Source organism: Selenomonas timonae, assembly GCF_014250475.1.
In the GTDB taxonomy this organism is placed as follows: Bacteria; Bacillota; Negativicutes; order Selenomonadales; family Selenomonadaceae; genus Centipeda; species Centipeda timonae.
Genome location: NZ_CP060204.1, coordinates 1,397,534 through 1,419,020, shown reverse-complemented (window position 1 = coordinate 1,419,020; position 21,487 = coordinate 1,397,534). Strand labels below are relative to the sequence as shown.

15 protein-coding genes, 2 tRNA genes, 3 rRNA genes and 1 pseudogene are annotated in these 21,487 nt (G+C 56.4%); 2 read left to right on the top strand and 19 right to left on the bottom strand.

What is annotated here, in order from left to right; genetic code table 11:
* Positions 1-3: 3 nt before the first annotated feature.
* From H1B31_RS06725 to H1B31_RS06650, 17 genes and pseudogenes are all read right to left on the bottom strand, one after another.
* Complete coding sequence (locus H1B31_RS06725; RefSeq protein ID WP_185979766.1) at positions 4-237, bottom strand: hypothetical protein; 234 nt, start codon at positions 235-237, stop codon at positions 4-6.
* The gene (frr, locus tag H1B31_RS06720) at positions 237-794 is read right to left on the bottom strand and encodes a ribosome recycling factor (RefSeq protein ID WP_009439853.1); all 558 of its coding nucleotides are present in this window, start codon (positions 792-794) and stop codon (positions 237-239) included. The genes H1B31_RS06725 and frr overlap by 1 nt, the downstream gene beginning before the upstream one ends.
* Positions 791-1,516 (bottom strand): UMP kinase, encoded by a 726-nt coding sequence (pyrH, locus tag H1B31_RS06715; protein WP_009439854.1) that lies wholly within the window; start codon positions 1,514-1,516, stop codon positions 791-793. Before pyrH ends, frr begins: the two co-directional genes overlap by 4 nt.
* Positions 1,517-1,637: 121 nt before the next feature.
* Positions 1,638-1,764, bottom strand: a pseudogene (locus tag H1B31_RS11475) (secretion protein HlyD).
* Between the two features lie 48 nt (positions 1,765-1,812).
* Positions 1,813-2,679, bottom strand: coding sequence for a translation elongation factor Ts (tsf, locus tag H1B31_RS06710; RefSeq protein ID WP_009439855.1), 867 nt, complete (start codon positions 2,677-2,679; stop codon positions 1,813-1,815).
* A 72-nt stretch (positions 2,680-2,751) separates the two neighbouring features.
* Positions 2,752-3,462, bottom strand: a complete 711-nt coding sequence (gene rpsB / locus H1B31_RS06705) for a 30S ribosomal protein S2 (protein ID WP_009656903.1) — start codon at positions 3,460-3,462, stop codon at positions 2,752-2,754.
* A 210-nt stretch (positions 3,463-3,672) separates the two neighbouring features.
* Positions 3,673-4,209 (bottom strand): cell division protein SepF, encoded by a 537-nt coding sequence (locus H1B31_RS06700; protein WP_009439857.1) that lies wholly within the window; start codon positions 4,207-4,209, stop codon positions 3,673-3,675.
* A gap of 155 nt (positions 4,210-4,364) precedes the next feature.
* Entirely contained in the window at positions 4,365-6,182 is a 1,818-nt protein-coding gene (typA, locus tag H1B31_RS06695; RefSeq protein WP_185979765.1) for a translational GTPase TypA, read from the bottom strand.
* Positions 6,183-6,335: 153 nt separating this feature from the next.
* The gene (locus H1B31_RS06690) at positions 6,336-6,893 is read right to left on the bottom strand and encodes a hypothetical protein (RefSeq protein ID WP_009439859.1); all 558 of its coding nucleotides are present in this window, start codon (positions 6,891-6,893) and stop codon (positions 6,336-6,338) included.
* Between the two features lie 126 nt (positions 6,894-7,019).
* A tRNA-Trp gene (locus tag H1B31_RS06685) sits at positions 7,020-7,095 on the bottom strand.
* Between the two features lies 1 nt (position 7,096).
* Positions 7,097-7,172 (bottom strand) — tRNA-His (locus H1B31_RS06680).
* A 47-nt stretch (positions 7,173-7,219) separates the two neighbouring features.
* Positions 7,220-7,336, bottom strand: a 5S ribosomal RNA gene (gene rrf, locus H1B31_RS06675).
* A gap of 166 nt (positions 7,337-7,502) precedes the next feature.
* Positions 7,503-10,571 (bottom strand): 23S ribosomal RNA (locus H1B31_RS06670).
* Between the two features lie 264 nt (positions 10,572-10,835).
* Positions 10,836-12,376: ribosomal RNA gene (locus tag H1B31_RS06665) — 16S ribosomal RNA — on the bottom strand.
* The 16S, 23S and 5S rRNA genes sit together here with 2 tRNA genes alongside, the layout of an rRNA operon.
* A gap of 290 nt (positions 12,377-12,666) precedes the next feature.
* Entirely contained in the window at positions 12,667-13,227 is a 561-nt protein-coding gene (gene rfbC / locus H1B31_RS06660; RefSeq protein ID WP_009439558.1) for a dTDP-4-dehydrorhamnose 3,5-epimerase, read from the bottom strand.
* 8 nt (positions 13,228-13,235) lie between these two features.
* Positions 13,236-14,111: a glucose-1-phosphate thymidylyltransferase RfbA gene (gene rfbA, locus H1B31_RS06655; RefSeq protein WP_185979764.1), complete on the bottom strand. Its 876-nt coding sequence runs from the start codon at positions 14,109-14,111 to the stop codon at positions 13,236-13,238.
* 118 nt (positions 14,112-14,229) lie between these two features.
* The gene (locus H1B31_RS06650; RefSeq protein WP_185979763.1) at positions 14,230-15,393 is read right to left on the bottom strand and encodes a DUF819 family protein; all 1,164 of its coding nucleotides are present in this window, start codon (positions 15,391-15,393) and stop codon (positions 14,230-14,232) included.
* A 149-nt stretch (positions 15,394-15,542) separates the two neighbouring features.
* On the opposite strand from H1B31_RS06650, the gene H1B31_RS06645 reads away from it, so the two are divergent.
* Positions 15,543-16,631, top strand: a complete 1,089-nt coding sequence (locus H1B31_RS06645) for a dipeptide epimerase (RefSeq protein ID WP_185979762.1) — start codon at positions 15,543-15,545, stop codon at positions 16,629-16,631.
* 9 nt (positions 16,632-16,640) lie between these two features.
* Positions 16,641-17,198 carry a hypothetical protein gene (locus H1B31_RS06640; RefSeq protein ID WP_185979761.1) on the top strand — a complete coding sequence of 186 codons (558 nt, stop codon included), beginning with the start codon at positions 16,641-16,643 and terminating at the stop codon, positions 17,196-17,198.
* Between the two features lie 45 nt (positions 17,199-17,243).
* On the opposite strand, the gene H1B31_RS06635 is transcribed toward H1B31_RS06640, so the two are convergent.
* Positions 17,244-19,025: a bifunctional homocysteine S-methyltransferase/methylenetetrahydrofolate reductase gene (locus H1B31_RS06635; RefSeq protein WP_185979760.1), complete on the bottom strand. Its 1,782-nt coding sequence runs from the start codon at positions 19,023-19,025 to the stop codon at positions 17,244-17,246.
* A 20-nt stretch (positions 19,026-19,045) separates the two neighbouring features.
* Positions 19,046-21,454, bottom strand: coding sequence for a homocysteine S-methyltransferase family protein (locus tag H1B31_RS06630; protein WP_185979759.1), 2,409 nt, complete (start codon positions 21,452-21,454; stop codon positions 19,046-19,048).
* Positions 21,455-21,487 lie beyond the last annotated feature (33 nt).

Genomic DNA, 21,487 nt, shown 5'->3' with positions numbered 1-21,487 from the left:
CGCTCAGCGAAGTGCTTCTTCACAGGCGGCAACGGAGGTGCTCCGCGCCGGTGCCGGAGTCAGTGTAAACACACAGCGTCCATCACACTCCTGCACACAGACGACATAGGGCGACGTCTCATCCACGGCAAAAAAATCCCGTGAGGAGCGCGTTTCCCGCAATTCATATGTGACCCCGTCCGTCTCTATCTGCGGACGAATGTCTATCCACGGACGCGCCAAAAGATGATCTCTCATCAGATCTCCATGACCTCTTTTTCCTTCGCCGCGCGCATCTCTTCCATCTGTTTAACGAACTTGTCTACGAGCTTCTGCACGGAATCCTGCCCGCGCTTGGACTCGTCCTCGTTGATCTCCTTGTCCTTCTCGAGCTTCTTGATCGCCTCATTCGCATCGCGGCGGATGTTGCGCAGGGCAACCTTCGCCTCCTCCGTCTTCTTACCGACCGTCTTGATGAGCTCCTTGCGACGCTCCTGTGTCGGCTGCGGAATTGCGAGGCGGATCACCGTGCCGTCCGAGTTTGGCGAGAGCCCCAGGTCAGACTTCGAAATTGCAATCTCGATCTCGTGCAGAATGGACTTCTCCCACGGGGTGATAACGATCATATGCGGCTCAGGCACCGTCACCTTTGCCAGCTGGTTCACCGAGGTCGGCGTACCGTAGTACGGCACCATCACCTTATCCAGGAGATTCGGCGTCGCCCGCCCCGCACGCAGGGAGGAAAACTCCCGGCGAAGCGCCTCAATCGCCTTGTTCATACTTGCCTCATGCTTTGCGAGAATCTCCTTGATCATACGGCTTCGCCTCCTACGGTCGTTCCAATCGGCTCTCCAAACGATGCGCGTGCGATATTCGCATGCTCGTCAATATTAAATACCACGATGGGGATCTTGTTCTCCATGCACAGACTCGTCGCCGTCGCATCCATCACAGCCAGCCCCTTCTTGAGGATGTCGATGTAGGTTAGCGTCTCGAAGCGGTGCGCATCGGGGTTCTTGTTCGGGTCGGAGTCATAGATTCCATCCGTCCCCTTCTTCGCCATGAGGATCACATCCGCCTCGATCTCGGCGGCACGCAGTGCTGCCGTCGTATCCGTCGAGAAATATGGATTACCCGTGCCCGCGCCAAAGATCACAACGCGTCCCTTCTCCATATGACGGATCGCGCGGCGGCGGATGTACGGCTCTGCGACCTGACGCATCTCAATCGCGCTCTGCACACGCGTATCGACATCCTGCTTCTCGAGTGCATCCTGCAGCGCGAGCGCATTCATCACCGTCGCCATCATGCCCATGTAATCGGCTGTCGTACGATCCATGCCCTTTGCACTGCCCGCAAGGCCGCGCCAGATATTGCCGCCGCCGACCACGATTGCAACGTCGATGCCGTGGTCGCGCACCTTCTTGATCTGTGCGGCAATCTCCTCGACAACCGCAGGATTGATGCCGAAGCCCTGATCACCCGCCAGAGCCTCTCCGCTGAGTTTCAAAACGACGCGCCGATATTTCGCTTCCACGATGACTCCTCCTGTCTGTTCTTTGCGCCATTATAGCATACTTTCCCGAAAAAATCCGCTGCTCTGCAAAAAAGGGGCGCCATGCGAAGCAAAAATATGCCCCGCATAACAGCCCCTTCTTTTAAGGAAGCACTGATAAATTCAGCACCATCATCTTGGCGTATCTTTTTCGCCCTCTCTGCGTCGACAAATCCTCCACATAGCGGGCGGCTATGCGTCCGGTTTGTCTCCTTGATAGGACAAAAAATCTACACCAATCTGACGGACTTCATTTTATCAGCGATTCCTTCATGTCATTACTGCATCTGTGCAGCAACCTCCGCAGCAAAATCTTCCTGCTTCTTCTCGATACCCTCACCGAGCTGGAAGCGCGTGAACGCCTTGACCTCGACGCCGCCGAGGACAGCCGAGACCTTCTGCTCAGGATCCTTCACGAACTTCTGCTCGAGCAGGCAGACCTCCTCGTAGAACTTGTTAATGCGCCCCTCGACCATCTTCTCGATGATCTTCTCGGGCTTGCCCTCCTCGAGCGCCTGCTTGCGGAGAACTTCTTTCTCATGCTCGATGTCGTCCGCCGTCACGCCGGAGCGGTCGATTGCAATCGGCGCCGCCGCCGCAATCTGCATCGCAATATCCTTGCCGAGCTGCTCATCGCCGCCCGAGAGTTCCACGAGAATGCCAATCTTGCCGCCCATGTGGATGTACGTTGCAACACGACCCGCACTCTCATAGCGCGCAAAGCGGCGCAGCGAAATCTTCTCGCCAATCGTCGCCGTCGCCTCGGTGATGAGGGAGGCAACATCCTTGCCGTCGAGCTGGCTTGCATTCAGCGCATCGAGATCGGCTGGGTTCGTCTCTGCGATATGCTTTGCAACCTTTGCGCTCAGCTCGCGGAACTGCTCATTGCCCGCAGCGAAGTCCGTCTCGCAGTTGATCTCAACGATCGCGCCGACCTTCGCATCTGCCGCGAGATACGCCGTCACAGCGCCCTCGGCAGCAATGCGTCCGGCCTTCTTCTCCGCCTTTGCAATGCCCTTCTCGCGCAGATAGTCAATTGCCTTCTGCATATCGCCGTCCGTCTCCGCGAGTGCCTTCTTGCAGTCCATCATACCCGCGCCCGTGCGCTCACGCAGTTCCTTTACCATTGCAGCAGTGATTGCCATTGTATTTCCTCCAAATCATTCGTCAAAAAAGAGGGGCAAGGGATAATATCCCTTACCCCTCTGTTCGTTTCCTTACTCAGCTGCAGCCGTCTCCGGCGCACCACCCTGATTGCCCTCGAGCACAGCATCCGCCATGCAACCCGTGAGGAGCTTCACCGCGCGAATCGCGTCATCATTGCCCGGGATCACATAGTCGATCTCATCCGGATCGCAGTTCGTGTCGACAATCGCGACAATGGGGATGTTCAGCTTGCGCGCCTCAGCGACCGCAATGCGCTCCTTGCGCGGGTCAACCACGAAGAGTGCGCCCGGCAGGCGGTTCATATCCTTGATGCCACCGAGATAGCGCTCGAGCTTCTCCTTCTCGTGACGCAGCCCCTGCGCCTCTTTCTTCGTCAGGAGTTCAAGCGTGCCGTTCTCCTCCATCTCCTCAAGCGTCTTGAGGCGGTGGATGCGGCGCTGAATCGTCTGGAAGTTCGTCATCATGCCGCCGAGCCAGCGCTCATTGACATAGAACATATTCGCGCGCAGAGCCTCCTCGCGGATTGCCTCCTGTGCCTGCTTCTTCGTGCCGATGAAGAGCACGGACTTGCCTTCCTGCGCAACGCTGCGGAGGAAGTTATACGCCTCGTCCACCTTGCGCACCGTCTTCTGCAGATCGATGATGTAGATGCCGTTGCGCTCCGTGAAGATGTAACGCGCCATCTTCGGGTTCCAGCGGCGGGTCTGATGTCCGAAGTGGACGCCTGCCTCCAGAAGCTGCTTCATAGAAATTACTGCCATGGAAAATACCTCCTGTTGTTCTTCCGCGCCCCTCATCCGCTGCACCACCGCACACAGTGCGGCACAGAGCAGCTATCGGGAACGCGTGCTTTTTCACACTGCGGGATATTATAGCATAAGAAATGCCGCAAGACAACGCCCCAAGCAAAATTTTTGCATAAAAATGGAGAGCTGAAGCTCTCCATCGATCAAATGCAATTTTCAACGCGCTCAATGTGGCTGTGCGGCTGCCTCCGTCACATCGACACCCTTCGGCGCGTAGAGGATGATCGTGCTCGACACCACGCGCGCCGTACCATGCAATACATAGCATGCACCGTTCAGGAAATCGCAAACGCGGCGACGCTCCACATCATTCAGGCAGTCAAAGTTGACTGCAACGGCAATGCCCTGCTTGAGCTGGACAACCGCCGTCCCCACGTCGTCATAACGGCGCGGACGATGAATGCGCACCTTGAGCTCCGCCACCTTCGTCGTATGCACCGTCAGCGGCGTACCTCCGTCACCCGTTGCGGGCGTACGCGGCACAGACGAAGTGCTGTAAGAGGCGCTCGGGAAAGATACCGTTCCGCCATTTGCAACGCGCCGAGAGGTCATTGCCTCCTGCCGCGGCTGTGCTGCCGTCTGCTGAACCTGCTGCACAACTTCCTCGTCCTCATACTCCTCGTCGTAGGCTGCGGGGATAAATGAGTCTACGACGCGCGAGGTCATATCCTTCACACGTGAAAAGAATGAATTTGCACCCATTTATCTCTTCCTTCCTCAGTAAATATGCGACACACTAAAATTAGAGACAATCTCTCATTTTGCTAACGCAGACATACTATCACATTTTTTTCAGAAATGCAAGCATATCACATGCAAACTAAAAATTTTTTGTAAGCAAAGGACTTTATACCTATTTACTTGCGTGCATTCTTTGCCGCGCGCCCGCGCGCCGTACGATCGAGAATCGCCTTGCGCAGACGAATGTTCTCGGGCGTCACCTCGACGAGCTCGTCGTCGTTGATGTACTCAAGTGCCTGCTCGAGGCTCAGAATGCGCGGCGGCGTGAGGCGAATTGCCTCATCTGAGGCAGACGTGCGCATATTCGTGACATTCTTCTTCTTGCAAGGATTGATGTCCATGTCGATGTCGCGCGAATTCTCGCCTACGATCATCCCCTCATAGACCTGCTGACCCGGTGAGATGAACATCGTGCCGCGATCCTGCAACGAGAAGATGCCGTAGCCCGTCGTCTCGCCCTGCTCGAACGCCACGAGCGAACCGTGCGAGCGCCCGCTCATATCCCCCTTATACGGCACATAGCCGTGGAAGATATGGTTCATAATGCCGTTGCCCTTCGTACTCGTGAGGAGCTCCGAGCGGAAGCCGATGAGCCCGCGCGCGGGAATGAAGAACTCCATGCGGATATAGCCCGAGAGCTCCGTCATATTCGACAGCTCCGCCTTGCGCGTACCGAGCGCCTCCATGACCGAGCCCATATACTCCTGCGGCACCTCGACCGTCAGATTCTCCATCGGCTCACATTTCTGCCCGTTGATCGTCTTGTACACGACCTCGGGCTTTCCGACCTGCAGCTCATATCCCTCGCGGCGCATCTGCTCGATCAGGATCGAAAGATGCAACTCACCACGCCCCGAGACCTTGAACACATCCGCCGAATCCGTCTCCTCAACACGCATCGCAACATTCGTCTCGATCTCCTTAAAGAGGCGATCGCGCAGATGACGCGAGGTCACAAACTGCCCCTCACGCCCCGCAAAGGGACTCGTGTTGACGCCGAAGGTCATCGAGAGCGTCGGCTCGTCGATGTTGATCGTCGGCAGCGCCTCGGGATTCTCCGCATCCGCCACTGTATAGCCAATGCTCACATCGCCAAGACCCGTGAGCGCAACAATCTCGCCCATGCCCGCCTCATTCACATCGACGCGCTTGAGCCCCTGATAGACATAGACCTTGCCGACCTTCGCCTTCGACTCATGGTCACCGCTGATGACGACAACGGACTGATTCGGGCGCACTGTACCACGGATGATGCGTCCGATTGCAACGCGCCCCACATAGTCATCAGCCTCGAGCGTCGTCACCATCATCTGCAGAGGGCCGTCCGCATCGCCCTGCGGCGCGGGGATCTCCTTCACAATCGTCTGCATGAGCGGTTCCAGATTGTCGCTCTCGTCCTCCATCTTGAACTTTGCAACGCCATCGCGCGCCGTCGCATAGATCACGGGGAAGTCGAGCTGATCGTCGTCCGCATCGAGCTCCATAAAGAGCTCGAGCACCTCGTCGTAAACATCGTCCACACGCTGATCGGGGCGGTCGATCTTGTTGATGACCACAATCGGCTTGAGCTTCTGCTCGAGCGCCTTGCGCAGCACGTACTTCGTCTGCGGCATCGGCCCCTCAAATGCATCCACAAGCAGGAGAACGCCGTCCACCATATTGAGCACGCGCTCGACCTCACCGCCGAAGTCCGCATGCCCCGGTGTATCCACAATGTTAATCTTGATGTCATCGTAGAGAATCGCGGTATTCTTCGAAAGAATCGTGATCCCACGCTCGCGCTCAATATCGCCCGAGTCCATCACGCGCTCTCCCACCTGCTCGTTCGAGCGGAATACGTGACTCTGACGCAGCATTGCATCCACAAGCGTCGTCTTGCCGTGATCGACGTGTGCAATGATCGCAATATTGCGCAGCATATCGTTCGTTATCATATAGTAAATGTGCCTCCCCAAAAGTTTCCGTGCCAAAACATAGCTTGTCTATCTTATTATAGCAACGGCACTTTGTCAACAGTATTATGAGCTGATACTATAATTCTCGAAAGAAAAAAGCCCCCGAACATGCGGGGACTCCATGTACAATTATTATTTTACCTTGTTCTGCGCCTCAACCGAACGCTGCCAGTTCTTGTAGAACTGCTCGGAGAGGGACGAGAACGTCGCAACCGTATTCCCATCCGACTTGTTTGCGCGCACCTCGTACGTGTAGAGGAGCTCATTCGAACCGGAGCGGTAGACATCAAAGAAGAACGTCGTGCGGCTGTTGTTCGCGACCGTCAAGATGATATAGGCATCTGCATAGGAAGCAACATTTTCCTTGAAGATCTTCGCGGCGTCGCGGCGTGGGAGAGATTTGAGATCAATGCCCTTGTCCGTCTGAATGCCATTTACAACCGCATCGTAGGTCACAATATTAGTGTGTGTAATGCGGCTCGCATCCGAAATGACCTGCGTCAGGATCTCAATCGAAGGTGCCGTTTCCTCAACCTGAACATAGAGAGGTGCACCGACCGCCAAGCGGTTGACATTCGTGATGACAGCCCCCTCCGGCAACGTCACCTTGTCAGAATATGGGGACGCCCCTGCCTGCACGGCAAAAAGCGTGAGACACAGAACAAGCGCCATCTGGACGAATCTCTTCATGGATACATCTCCTCCTTAAAACTCTCATTTCACCTTTCGTCATTCTACACCATAATCATATATTTGACAAGAAAAAGCAAATGAGAGCACAAAAAAACCGTATCATTGCGATACGGCTGAAATCAATGGCAGGGGCAGTAAGACTTGAACTCACAACCTACGGTTTTGGAGACCGTTGCTCTACCAGTTGAGCTATACCCCTATGGGGCGACTTATGGGGATCGAACCCATGTATGCTGGAGCCACAATCCAGTGTGTTAACCACTTCACCAAAGCCGCCATATGTTTTAAAAGAACTCGTGAACCGCGCGATTCACGAGTCCCTTGTGCGGCAACTACCTACTCTCCCACGTCGTCTCCAACGAAGTACCCTCGGCCTCTGAACGCTTAACTACTGTGTTCGGAATGGGAACAGGTGGAACCGTTCAGGCATCATCACCGCATACTGAGTGTTGTACACTCAAAACTTCACAGAAGAAACTGTAAGCAAATTGTTCTTGTTAGGCTTTTACCTTTGAGTTACTGTCGACATTTGCTGCGCAAACGTCGACTAAGCGACTCAATCGTCAGCGTCTGTCGCTTACGCTCCGACGCTTCCGTTTCACTGCTTAAGTCAAGCCCTCGACCGATTAGTGCTGGTCAGCTACACACATTACTGTGCTTCCACACCCAGCCTATCTACCTTGTCTTCTTCAAGGGGTCTTACTTCCTTATAGGAATGAGATACTTCATCTCGGGACGGGCTTCACGCTTAGATGCTTTCAGCGTTTATCCCTTCCGGACGCAGCTACCCGGCCGTGCCCTTGGCAGGACAACCGGTACACCGTTGGTCCGTCCACTCCGGTCCTCTCGTACTAGGAGCAGCCTCCCTCATGTATCTTGCGCCCGCGATGGATATGGACCGAACTGTCTCACGACGTTCTGAACCCAGCTCACGTACCACTTTAATGGGCGAACAGCCCAACCCTTGGGACCTGCTTCAGCCCCAGGATGTGATGAGCCGACATCGAGGTGCCAAACCTCCCCGTCGATATGGACTCTTGGGAGAGATTAGCCTGTTATCCCCAGGGTAGCTTTTATCCGTTGAGCGATGGCAATTCCACTCTCTTTCCACCGGATCACTAAGCCCTACTTTCGTACCTGCTCGACCCGTCAGTCTCGCAGTCAAGCTCCCTTCTGCCTTTATGCTCTTCGCGCGATTTCTGTCCGCGCTGAGGGAACCTTTGGACGCCTCCGTTGCTCTTTCGGAGGCGACCGCCCCAGTCAAACTGCCCGCCTGGTACTGTCCCGAACACGGTTAATGTCCCGGTTAGATCCTTAGCATATAAAGGCCGGTATCCCAACGGTGACTCCTCCTACTCTAGCGAGTAGGTCTCCCAGTCTCCCGGCTATCCTGTACGTTATATGCCAAAGACCAATGCCAAGCTGCAGTAAAGCTCCATGGGGTCTTTCTGTCCAGTCGCGGGTAACCTGCATCTTCACAGGTATTTCAATTTCACCGGGTCCCTCGTTGAGACAGTGCCCAAATCGTTACGCCTTTCGTGCGGGTCGGAACTTACCCGACAAGGAATTTCGCTACCTTAGGACCGTTATAGTTACGGCCGCCGTTTACAGGGGCTTCAGTTCGCTGCTTCACCTCAGGGGCTAACAACTCTCCTTAACCTTCCTGCACCGGGCAGGCGTCAGCACCTATACTTCAGCTTGCGCTTTCGCAGGCACCTGTGTTTGTGGTAAACAGTCGCTTGGGCCTCTTTTCTGCCGCCGACAACAGCTCCATCTGTAAAAGACTTCACCACCATCGGCCATCCTTTTCCCGAAGTTACGGATGCATTTTGCCGAGTTCCTTAACGAGGGTTTTCCCGCGCACCTTAGGATTCTCTCCCCGCCTACCTGTGTCGGTTTTGGTACGGGCGGACGTCTTCTCGTTAGAAGCTTTTCTTGGCAGTGTAGTGCAGCTGAATTCAGATTGACCGTAGTCTTTCCTATCTATCGGTTCTCGGCCTTATAGTATGGGGATTTGCCTCCATACAAGCCTACCGCCTTCGACGCGCCCAACCATTCGCACGCTCAGCTTCCTTCCTGCGTCACTCCATCCTCAAACGAAGACGCCCGGTACTGGAATTTTCGCCAGTTGTCCATCGCCTATGCTTTTCGCCTCGGCTTAGGTCCCGACTAACCCCGGGACGACGAGCGTTGCCCGGGATACCTTAGGCTTTCGGTGGACAGGATTCTCACCTGTCGTTTCGCTACTCATACCGGCATTCTCACTTCTTATCCGTCCAGCAGTCCTTCCGGTCTGCCTTCGTCCAGATAAGAACGCTCCCCTACCCAGTGTGTACACATCAGCACAACGCTCAAAAAGCTTGTTAAAATTGCTCTCTGCTGTGTCAACCTCGTTTGACGTAGCTCTACTACGCCGCTCTCGGTTTCCTTGCAGATACCAATTTTTCCTGCGCTTTGAACGCTCTGTAGATATGTACACCCTGCCGCAGCTTCGGTTCTGTGCTTTAGCCCCGGATATTTTCGGCGCAGGGCCTCTCGACCAGTGAGCTATTACGCACTCTTTTAATGGTGGCTGCTTCTGAGCCAACATCCTGGTTGTTTTCGAAGTCCTACATCCTTCTCCACTTAGCACAGCATTTGGGACCTTAGCCGGCGGTCTGGGCTGTTTCCCTCTTGAATACGGGTCTTATCACTCGCATTCTGACTCCCAGGCTGCCCATATGAGCCATTCGTAGTTTGACTGGGGTCGGTAGGCTTTACGCCCCCTTGCCCGATCAGTGCTCTACCGTCTCTATGGTTATTCGCCTGAGGCTAGCCCTAAAGCTATTTCGGGGAGAACCAGCTATCTCCACGTTCGATTGGCATTTCACCCCTATACACATCTCATCCCAACATTTTTCAACATGCACGGGTTCGGTCCTCCACTCATTTTTACCTGAGCTTCAACCTGGACATGTATAGATCACTGTGGTTTCGGGTCTAATCCATGCTACTTTTCGCCCTCTTAAGACTCGCTTTCGCTTCGGCTCCGCGTCTCCCGCTTAACCTCGCAGCATAAATTAACTCGCCGGTTCATTCTTCAATAGGCACGCCGTCGCACATGTAAAGTGCTCCGACTGTTTGTAGACATACGGTTTCAGGTTCTATTGCACTCCCCTCCCGGGGTTCTTTTCACCTTTCCCTCACGGTACTTTTCGCTATCGGTCGTTTCGATGTATTTAGCCTTGGATGGTGGTCCACCCTGCTTCCCACTGGGTTCCTCGTGCCCTGTGGTACTCTGGATCCCTGCCCGCTTTTCACTCTTTCGTGTACGAGGGTCTCACTCTCTTTGCCGCACCTTCCCAGATGCTTCCACTAAAGTGTCCGGTTTGTTGCAGGTCCGCAACCCCAAGAAACCGAAGTCTCTTGGTTTGGGCTCCTCCCGTTTCGCTCGCCGCTACTCAGGGAATCTCTTTGATTTCTTTTCCTCCGACTACTTAGATGTTTCAGTTCATCGGGTGTTTTCTCTCTGCATCAAGTGCAGAGTGACGGGACGTTACTCCCGCCGGGTTGCCCCATTCGGAAATCCATGAGTCAAGGCTTACTTGCAGCTCGTCATGGCTTATCGCAGCTTATCGCGTCCTTCTTCGTTTCGAAACGCCTAGGCATCCGCCGTATGCCCTTATAAACTTGACTTACGTCTTTAAGTTTACTTAGGTATTTTCGCTTTATCCTAATTTGCTTGGGAAAATCTTTTCGTGAGGAAAACGTCGCGTACATGAGAACGCTTCGTTTCCCTTTATTAGATTTTCTTGTTTCTTCTGTGCAGTTTTCAGTGAACAATAAGGACTACCTCAGAGACTTTCATCTCTTCGATGCGCCCTCAAAACTATACAATGCAAAACTATAGCCAAATGACCGACCTAAGATTGTGAACCGTTGGTTCATCCTAATCCTTAGAAAGGAGGTGATCCAGCCGCACCTTCCGATACGGCTACCTTGTTACGACTTCACCCCAGTCACCTTCCCCACCTTAGACGGCTGCGCCGGCTTCGGGTGTGAACGACTTCCGTGGTGTGACGGGCGGTGTGTACAAGACCCGGGAACGTATTCACCGCAGTATGCTGACCTGCGATTACTAGCGATTCCGACTTCATGCAGGCGAGTTGCAGCCTGCAATCCGAACTGGGAAACGGTTTTTGAGGTTCGCTTGCCCTCGCGGGTTCGCTGCTCTCTGTCCGTTCCATTGTAGTACGTGTGTAGCCCAGACCATAAGGGGCATGATGACTTGACGTCATCCCCGCCTTCCTCCGCGTTCTCCGCGGCAGTCTCCTTTGAGTGCCCACCTTTACGTGATGGCAACAAAGAACAGGGGTTGCGCTCGTTGCGGGACTTAACCCAACATCTCACGACACGAGCTGACGACAGCCATGCCCCACCTGTTTTCCTGTCTCCGAAGAGAGGGAGCTATCTCTAGCTCTTTCAGTCAATGTCAAGGCCTGGTAAGGTTCTTCGCGTTGCTTCGAATTAAACCACATACTCCACCGCTTGTGCGGGTCCCCGTCAATTCCTTTGAGTTTCAGTCTTGCGACCGTACTCCCCAGGCGGGATACTTATTGCGTTAACTCCGGCACGGTAGGGGTCGATACCTCCCACACCTAGTATCCATCGTTTACGGCCAGGACTACCGGGGTATCTAATCCCGTTCGCTCCCCTGGCTTTCGAGCCTCAGCGTCAGTTGCAGTCCAGAAAGCCGCCTTCGCCACTGGTGTTCCTCCCAATATCTACGCATTTCACCGCTACACTGGGAATTCCGCTTTCCTCTCCTGTACTCAAGACATGTAGTTTCTTTCCCATCACGGGGTTGAGCCCCGCACTTTTAAGAAAGACTTACATGCCCGCCTGCGCTCCCTTTACGCCCAATGATTCCGGACAACGCTCGCCACCTACGTATTACCGCGGCTGCTGGCACGTAGTTAGCCGTGGCTTCCTCGACAGGTACCGTCATTACAGAGCACTATTCGCACTCCGTACGTTCGTCCCCATCAACAGAGCTTTACGATCCGAAGACCTTCTTCACTCACGCGGCGTTGCTCCGTCAGGCTTGCGCCCATTGCGGAAGATTCCCCACTGCTGCCTCCCGTAGGAGTCTGGGCCGTGTCTCAGTCCCAATGTGGCCGTTCATCCTCTCAGACCGGCTACTGATCGTCGCCTTGGTGAGCCGTTACCTCACCAACCAGCTAATCAGACGCAGACCCATCGACAGGTGATAGCATATTCAGAGGCCATCTTTCATCAGAAAAGGATGCCCTTCTCTGCTTCATTCGGTATTAGCATTCCTTTCGGAATGTTGTCCCCATCCTATCGGCAGGTTGTCTACGTGTTACTCACCCGTTTGCCACTAAGCTCATAAAAGCAAGCTTTCATTCGCTCCGTTCGACTTGCATGTGTTAAGCACGCCGCCAGCGTTCGTCCTGAGCCAGGATCAAACTCTCCGCGAAAGACCGTAGTCTATGTGAGAGCCGAGTTGGCTCATTATGTCATTCTTGTAAAAGAATTGTGTTCGTTGACTGACATCAACGATGTTGCATCTGGCTTGTTAGATTCGAATCTAACATGTTTTGCATTGTGTAGTTTTCAGGGTACATCCTGCGCCGTTTCTAGCTTTGTGGAGGTTCTCACCCCCGCGCAGCTCTCATCGGCGCGACTGTCATAATATAACACAGAGGGATGGTGCTCGTCAACCCCCTTTTTTCATTTTCCGCATCTTTTTGATAAAATCCCATCCCCATCATGCGTCATACGTAAAGTTGAGCTCCGTCCGCGCTGCGAGCAGCGGCGCTGCGGCATCCTTCTCCGAGAGAACGACAGGGGCAAGCGGCCATTCGACGCCGATCTCGGGGTCGTCCCAGCGGATATTGCCGTCGCAGTCGGGTGCATAGAGATTGTCTGCCTTATACAACACCTCAACATCGTCGGTCAGTGTAATGAAGCCGTGGGCAAACCCGCGCGGGATGAAGAGCTGACGATAGTTCTCCGCCGAGAGTTCAACGCCGACCCATTTCGCATATGTCGGCGAGCCGCGACGAATGTCGACAGCAACGTCGAAGATCGCACCGCGCGCGACGCGCAGCAGTTTCGCCTGTGCCATGGGGTTCAGCTGATAGTGCAGTCCGCGCAGGGTTCCCTTCTGCGCAGAAAACGAGTGATTGTCCTGCACGAAGTCGACGAAGATCCCCGCATCCTCCATCTTTTTCTGCGACCAGCTCTCCATGAACCAGCCGCGCGCATCGCCGAAGACCTTCGGCTCGAGGATACGCACGCCCTCGAGAGCCGTTTCAATTACATTCATATACTCTCCTATACATCCTTAATCAGTCGTTTCAGATAGATACCATACTCGTTCTTTGCAAGAGGTTCCGCAAGGCGCAGCACCTGCTCCGCGTCGATGTAACCCATGCGGTAGGCAATCTCCTCAATGCAGGAGATTTTAAGCCCCTGCCGCGCCTGTATGGTCTGGACAAAGGATGCCGCCGAGAGGAGCGACTCATGCGTCCCCGTGTCAAGCCACGCATAGCCGCGCCGCAGGCGCTCGACATGAAGCTTCCCCGCCGCGAGATACGCCTTGTTCACGTCTGTGATCTCAAGCTCGCCGCGCGCCGATGGTCGAATCCCGCGCGCAATCTCGACGATGTCGCTGTCGTAGAAGTAAAGCCCCGTAACGGCATAATTCGACTGCGGCTCTTTCGGCTTCTCCTCGAGGGAGAGAGCTTGCCCATCCTCGTCGAAAGACACAACGCCATATCGCTCGGGATCGGAGACGTAGTAGGCGAATACGGTCGCCCCGTCCTCGCGGCGTACAACACGCTGCAGCACCTGCGCGAAATCGGAGCCATAGAAGATATTGTCGCCGAGAACGAGCGCACAGCCCTCGCCCGCAACAAAATCCGCGCCAATGATAAACGCCTGCGCGAGACCGTCGGGACTCGGCTGCACTGCATACGAGATGGACAGCCCAAGCTGGCTGCCGTCGCCGAGCAGCGCCTGATAGAGTGCGCTGTCATTCGGTGTCGTGATAATGAAAATCTCCCGTATCCCCGCGAGCATCAACGCACTGAGCGGATAGTAGATCATCGGCTTGTCATAGATCGGCATGAGCTGCTTCGATACAACCTTCGTCAGCGGGTAAAGGCGTGAGCCCGAGCCGCCCGCGAGGATAATTCCCTTTTTAATCATCCCGTCACCTCTCTGAACTTTCTTTGTAATTCATTGTAAGAGATTTTCGACTGTAAATCAAGAAAAACCTGCCGCATAAAAGCTGCGACAGGTTTGTGCAATACCCTTCTATTAGTTCTTATTGGAACATCTCCATGATATGTGCGACGAGGATGCCGAACGGCGTGCCGATAACGTAGCCCATCAGCGCCATGAGGATGCCGACGGGGATGAGCGAGCCGGAGTACGTGCCCGCAAGTACGGGTGCGGATGCCGTGCCGCCGATGTTCGCAAGCGAGGCAACGCACGCTGTGAACATATCGAGATGGAAGAGGCGCGCGAGGAAGAACATGAGCGTAAAGTGCACGCCGAGGATGATGAAGCCCGTCAGGATCCAGTACGGCGCATCGCCAAGTTCGAGCAGGGATGCACGCGAGGCGAGCAGGGCAATGACGGAGTAGAGCAGGACGTTCGACATCTCCGCAGAGCCTGCAACACGCCCAAGCGGCGAGACTGCGCCGATGAGTCCGAGGATGGTGATAAAGAGGATCGTCCACGTTGCCTTGTCGAAGAACGGGACAGCGGCGTTGAGCATTTTCCCGACATTTGCACCGACCGCCGAGACAATGAGCGCCGTGCCAAGGAGGAGGATCAGGCTCTGAAAGGTAATCGCGCCCGTGTTCAGCTTTGCATCCTCTTCAAGGCTGCGCGACACGGCATCAAGTTTCGTTGTATCCGCCTTGTTCCAGCGGTTGAAACGCGGCGCGAGCGTGATGAGCCAGAGCAGGAACATGACCCAGATCGAGTAGTCGATGGAGTCGACAACGAGTGCGTAGCCCATATCCGCCTCGGAGACGCCGAGCGCTGCCTGTACAGCGACCATGTTGCCCGAGCCGCCGAGCCACGAACCGCAGAGCGCGCCGAGCGCCATCCACGAATCAGAGCCGATCAATCCCTTCATCACGAGGAAGGCGACGACGAAGCCGATCATGATGGTGAGGGACGCAGAGAAGAATCCGAGCAGCATCCGGGGGCCGAGCTTCAGCACCTTCCGAATGTCGCAGCGCAGCAGCATGGTGAAGACCATTGCGTACGTCAGCGAATTCTTGAGCGCGCCGTACGTCGGCTTTGTCGCCGCCATATCCCATGTTCCGACGGTGCAGAGCAGCATGGAGATGAGGTAGACGAGCACGACGGCGGGCAGGTAACGGAACAGCGCCCACCCCGTCCCCTTTTCGAGGGACACGAGCACCCCCGCGAGCATGATGAGCACGGCGACATAGGTAAATCCATCCGTAATCATAAAACCACTCCTTACCATAAAGCATGATAATTCCTTGAAGAATCGCAATGTTGATTATATAATAAAGTCATGATATGGCACAATGGACTTCTTTCCTAGAATGCGCTCATTTGCGAAAGAATTCTGTATACAGAAGAAGGAGGACTCCTATGAAAATCACAAAGATCGAACTCGGCATGCTCTCCGTCCCCCTGCGCGTCCCGTTCAAGACGGCGCGCCGACGCGTGGACAGCGTGGAGGATGTCATCGTCCTCATCCGCACGGATACGGGTGCAACGGGCTACGGCGAGGCGCCGCCGACGGGCGTCGTCACGGGCGACACGACAGGTGGCATCATCGACGCAATCCGCACGCATCTCACGCCGCTCCTCGTCGGGCGCGACGTGAACGCGTTCGAGGATCTCATCCGCGGCGTGCAGTCTGCGCTGATTCACAACACTTCAGCAAAGGCTGCCGTCGACATGGCACTCTACGATCTCTACGGCCAGCTGTGGAACATCCCTGTGCACAAGCTGCTTGGCGGCGCACGCGACAACATTGTCACGGATATTACAATCAGCGTGAATGCACCCGAGGAAATGGCGCGTGATGCGCGCGATGCGATTGCGCGCGGCTACGACACACTCAAGATCAAGGTCGGCGTCGATCCCTCACTCGATGTGGCGCGCCTGAGCGCCGTGCGCGAAGCGGTTGGCAGGGACGTGCGCATCCGGATTGACGCAAATCAGGCGTGGAAGCCGCGCGAGGCGGTGCGCATCCTTGCACAGATGGCAGAGAAGGGACTCGATATCGAGCTTGTCGAGCAGCCCGTTGCTGCAGCAGACATCGACGGACTTGCCTATGTCACGCGTGAGAGCGACATCCCCGTGCTCGCGGACGAGTCCGTATTCAGCCCTGCCGACGCCCTGCGTATCATGCAGCTGCACGCCGCCGACATGGTGAACATCAAGCTGATGAAATGCGGCGGTCTCTATCCCGCGCAGCAGATCATCGCAGCGGCGGAGGTCTACGGCGTGGAGTGCATGCTCGGATGCATGCTCGAGGCGAAGATCTCCGTCAATGCAGCTGTCGCGCTCGCCTGTGCGAAGCAGATTGTGACACGCATCGACCTCGACGGTCCCGTGCTTTGCAGCGAAGACCCGATTGAGGGCGGTGCCATATTCGACGAAAAGGACATTACGGCTTCCTCCGCGCCGGGTCTTGGGATTCGCGGCGTGGCGGGGCTGCGTATGCTGTAAGGAGGTTTCATGAGTACATCTGTGAGTTTCGCCGTCGGCGAGCCGTTCCCTCTGCCCGTCCTCGCACAGGCGGACGGCGGCATGTTCCAAGTGGACAAGAACGGCATGATGTTCCTACTTCAGCTCTCGCGCACGGACGCCATCGCTGTCGAGGCGTTCCGCACGGGCGAGATTGAGCTTGCCGTGACGGAGGTGGACGGTGTTCTCTTCCTCCTCTACCGCATCGACGGCATCTTCAAGGACGGCTGGGGCGACGCGCCGCTCTCCCTCTCTCTCGTAAAGGAAGATCTGCTGCCAGATGAGGAGAGTCTGCGCGACTCGACGATCCACCTCTATCTGATCGACACAAATCTGAAAATCCTGCTCGCACAGAGAACGGCATCCATGCCCGAGGAATTCGCCGAGATCATCCGCGCATATGTACGTGCGGAGAAAGAATCGCCGACCTCCGCCCTCGCCTTTCAAAAGAAAGTCGCAACAATCTGGGCAGAGAAATCCGCCGCCGACCTGCGGAGGGCAGCAAAGGCTGCGCACACGCTGCCGATGACGCTTGGGACGATACATTAAAAGAAGGCTGCTGCACGCTCATGTTGTGCAGCAGCCTTCTTTTTACTATTTCCTCCGCAGTTCCTTGACGATACGCGCAACGAGTGCCGTACGCGCAAACGGCGTGATGATGTAGTAGCCGTCGATATACGGCTCAATGTCCTTTGCAGTCTCGAGCGAAAGCTGCACAGCAAGCTCCTCCGCCGCCTCCCGAGCTAGTCCGTGATAGGCGTCGATGATGCGCTGCTCGACGTGAATGCCGGAGATCTCGCTCTCCATGAAGCGCGCGTTGCGCTCACTGACGACGGGCATGATGCCGCCGAGGATGAGTGCCCCGGGCAGGGTGTCGCGCGCCGTACGGAGGTTTTCCTTCGCCCGGCTGCTCAAGACAGGCTGGGTAAAGAAGCCCGTCATACCCGCCTCCATCTTCTTTTTCGCAAGGCCAAGCTGCGACGGAAAATGGATCGAGTTCACGTTGAGTGCGCCGAATACATGAAACGGCACAACGTCACCGCGCTCGCCGAGGCTCTTGATAAAGGCGGAGAGCTTGCGCGAGTTGAACTGATAGACGCTCTTTACCTCGTCGCGCTCCGCCGTCGGGATGGGGTCGCCCGTAATCGCGATGAGATTGTGCACGCCCTCGGCGCTGAGTCCGAGGAGGATGGACTTGATCGCATTGAGGTTGCGGTCGCGGCAGGTCATGTGCGGAATCGGCTCGAGCCCAAGGCTGCGCTGCACGCGCCCCGCGAGCATTGCCGCATCCATGCGCGCGCGCGCAATGGGGTTGTCCGCAATCGTGATAGCGGTAACGCCCGCCTCCTGCAGCTCCCGCGCCCCCGCCATAAACTTATCCGCATTGCCCGTCTCGGGCGGATCAAGCTCCACCGCGATGGGAATCTCCCCCACCTTCAGCGCGTCAAAGAAGACGGAGCGCGACGGTGCAAGCGATGTGCGCGCGGCACGTGTCCCTGCCACCTCCGACACACGTCCGCTGTCCACAAGCGCTCTGCACAGCGCACGGATGTGCTCCGGCGTCGTGCCGCAGCAGCCGCCGACGATGGATACGCCGTCGCGCACGATGGCGGCAAGCCCGTCACCGAAGTAGTCCGGCGCGCTCTCATAGAAGGTGCGTCCGTCGATGACGATCGGATGTCCCGCGTTCGGCATAAGGGAGAGTGGAAGGGTGCACGTTCCGAGAAGATGGACGAGCTCCTTCATCGACTGAACGCCGCTCACGCAGTTAAAGCCGACGGCGTCGATATAGCCGCTCTCCGTGACCGTGCGGATCAGTTCCTCGACGAAGAAGCCGTCGCGCGTATAGCCGCCAGGAAATGCCGAGAAGGAGGTCAGGACGAATGCCTCGGGGCATACCTGCTTGATATGTGCCGCCGTCTCGACCAATCCCTCAGTTGAAGAGTTCGTCTCAAATAGAAAGTGCCGCGCCCCCGCCGCGAGGAAGATATCGACGAGGAAACGATATTCGTCGAGGATGTCAGCGGGCGGCAGTCCCGTGACGGGGCCGATGTCCGCAAATACATAGGCGTCGAACGGCTCTGCTGCGCGTGCGGCGATCTCCCAACCCGAACGGAGGATGCGCTCGACGAGTGCCGTATCGCCCTGATAGACGCTGCAGTTCGCCGCAAATGTATTCGTCTTGATCGCCTGTGCTCCAGCGTGCAGATACTCCGTGTGAATCTCCTCAACGACCAAGGGTGTTTCGATGTTCGCGAGCTCCACGCCCTTGCCGCGCGTATGCGTCTTTTGAGCGTAGTATGTGCCCATTCCGCCGTCAAAGACGAGCGGCTCTTTTTTCAGATGTTCCCGTATTGCCATGCGCTCCTGGCTCATGTCTGTTCAGCCTCCCTGCGTTATCCAAGTACGCGGCGTGCAATCTCAACAATGCTGCGCGCATCGCCCGCATAGTGATCCGCACCGATCTCCTTTGCATAGTCCTCCGTGAGTACCGCACCGCCAACCACTGTCTCGCACGGATGTCCCGCCTCATGCAGGGCTTCGATGGTCTTTTTCATCGCCGTGACCGTCGTCGTCATCAATGCCGAAAGGCCGATGAGCCCGACCTTCTTTTCGATGGCAACCTCCACAACACGCGTGACAGGAACGTCACGCCCAAGGTCAATGATCTGATAGCCGTAATTCTCGAGGACGACCTTGACGATATTCTTGCCAATGTCGTGGATATCCCCCTCCACCGTCGCAAGAATGATCTTTCCCTTTGAGACTCCCTGTCCCGCCTCGGCAAGACGCACCTTGATGAGTTCAAGTCCCGCCGTCGCTGCATTCGCCGCATTGATAAGCTGCGGGAGGAAGATGATTTCCTGCTCGTAGCGGTCGCCCACGATATCAAGCGCAGGGATGACCTTCTCCTGTATGATGTCCATCGGTGCCATCTCCGTCAGGAGCTTCCGCGTAATGCGCTCGGCATCGTCGGAAAGGCCTCGAATGATTGCATCCATCAGCGGGTCGACAGCGTCTTCACTCTCCGCTGCGGCAGTCTGCACCGCCCCCGCTACCTCATCGCCCGTAATACCGAGCTCTTTGCGGCGGCGCATCTCTGCCTGCTCGGGTGCAAAACGCTCGATGTAGGCGGCGCAGTCCACATCCTCTCCCGAGACGGCGCGGAAGGACACAACCGCATCCATAACGCCCTTTGTGTTCGGATTGATGATTGGGAAATCCAGTCCGACGTGCATTGCCTGTATGAGGAAGTTCTCCGTCATGTGCCCGCGTGCGGGCAGACCGAACGAAATATTGCTGACACCGAGCGCACAGTGCAGTCCGAGACGCTCGTGCACCTCGCGCACGGCACGCAGGGTCTCCATCGCCTGCGTCTGCTGCGCCGAGACCGTGAGCGTCAGACAGTCGATGATGATATCCTCGCGGTCAAGACCGTATTTTTCTGCCTCCGCGACAGTGCGCTCGGCAATCGCAACACGCTGCGCCGCCGTCTCTGGGAGTCCGCTCTCGTCCATCGCCAGTCCAAGGACTGCCGCCCCGTAGTGCTTCGCGAGTGGGAAGATGGCATCCATGCGCTCACGCTCGCCGCTCACCGAGTTGATGATGACGCGCCCATTCGTGACACGCAGAGCAGCCTCAATCACCCGAGGATTCGCGGAGTCGATCTGCAACGGCAGGTCGACAACGCTCTGCACCGCTTTGACGACATACGGGATGACCTTCTCTTCATCCACGCCCTGCGCACCGACATTGATGTCAAGCACCTGCGCACCCGCCTCCTGCTGGGAGATCGCAAGTTTCTTGATGTAGCCGTAGTCCTCCTCAAGGAGTGCCTGTTGCAGACGCTTCTTACCCGTCGGATTGATGCGCTCGCCAATGACATTGAGCTTGCCGTACTCCGCGACGCGCCCCGGTGATGCAACCCCCTTGCGTTTTTTCCGTGCGGGACGCTCCGACGCCCCCTCAGCGACCGCCGCTGTGAGTGCACGAATAAATTCGGGGGTTGTGCCGCAGCAGCCCCCCATGATGAGCGCACCGCGCTGTGCAAACGCTGCCATCTCACGACCGAAGTCCTCCGCCGTCATCTCATACGCACCCGTACGAGGGTCAGGAAGTCCCGCGTTTGGCTTGACGATAATCGGCAGATCCGTCCACTCCATCAGCTCGTCCACAATCGGCAGAAGCTCCACGGGACCGAGCGAACAGTTCACACCGAGCGCAGCGACACCGAGCGCATCAAGCGTGACCGCAACGGATGGGACAGCAGCACCGAGGAAGGTGCGTCCATTCTGCTCGAACGTCATCGTCACCCAGATCGGCAGCTTTGTATGTTCCTTCGCCGCGAGCACCGCCGCCTTGACCTCGTAGAGGTCAGTCAGCGTCTCGAAGATGACGAGATCTGCGCCCGCCTCTGCGCCTGCGACGACCATCTCGCGGAAAAGCTCATAGGCATCCTCAAACGAGAGTGTGCCGAGCGGCTCGACCAGTTCCCCGATGGGGCCGATGTCAAGTGCGACCCGTACGCCCGATACGCCCGAGTTCTCCGCCGCACGGCGTGCCGTGCGGACGTTCTCCCCGATGACCTCGGCGACCGTCTTGCCCGTCCCCTCGAGCTTGTGACCGTTCGCGCCGAAGGTATTACTGTAGATGACACGGCTGCCCGCCGCAATGTAGTTCCGATGGATCTCCTCGATCACATCAGGATGCGTGAGTCCGAAAAGCTCAGGACGCTCCCCGGGGGCAAGCTCGCGCGCCTGCAGCTGCGTGCCCATGCCCCCATCCAATATAATGATGTCTTTCATGCCCATTCTCCTATATTTTCCGGTTCCAAAAAC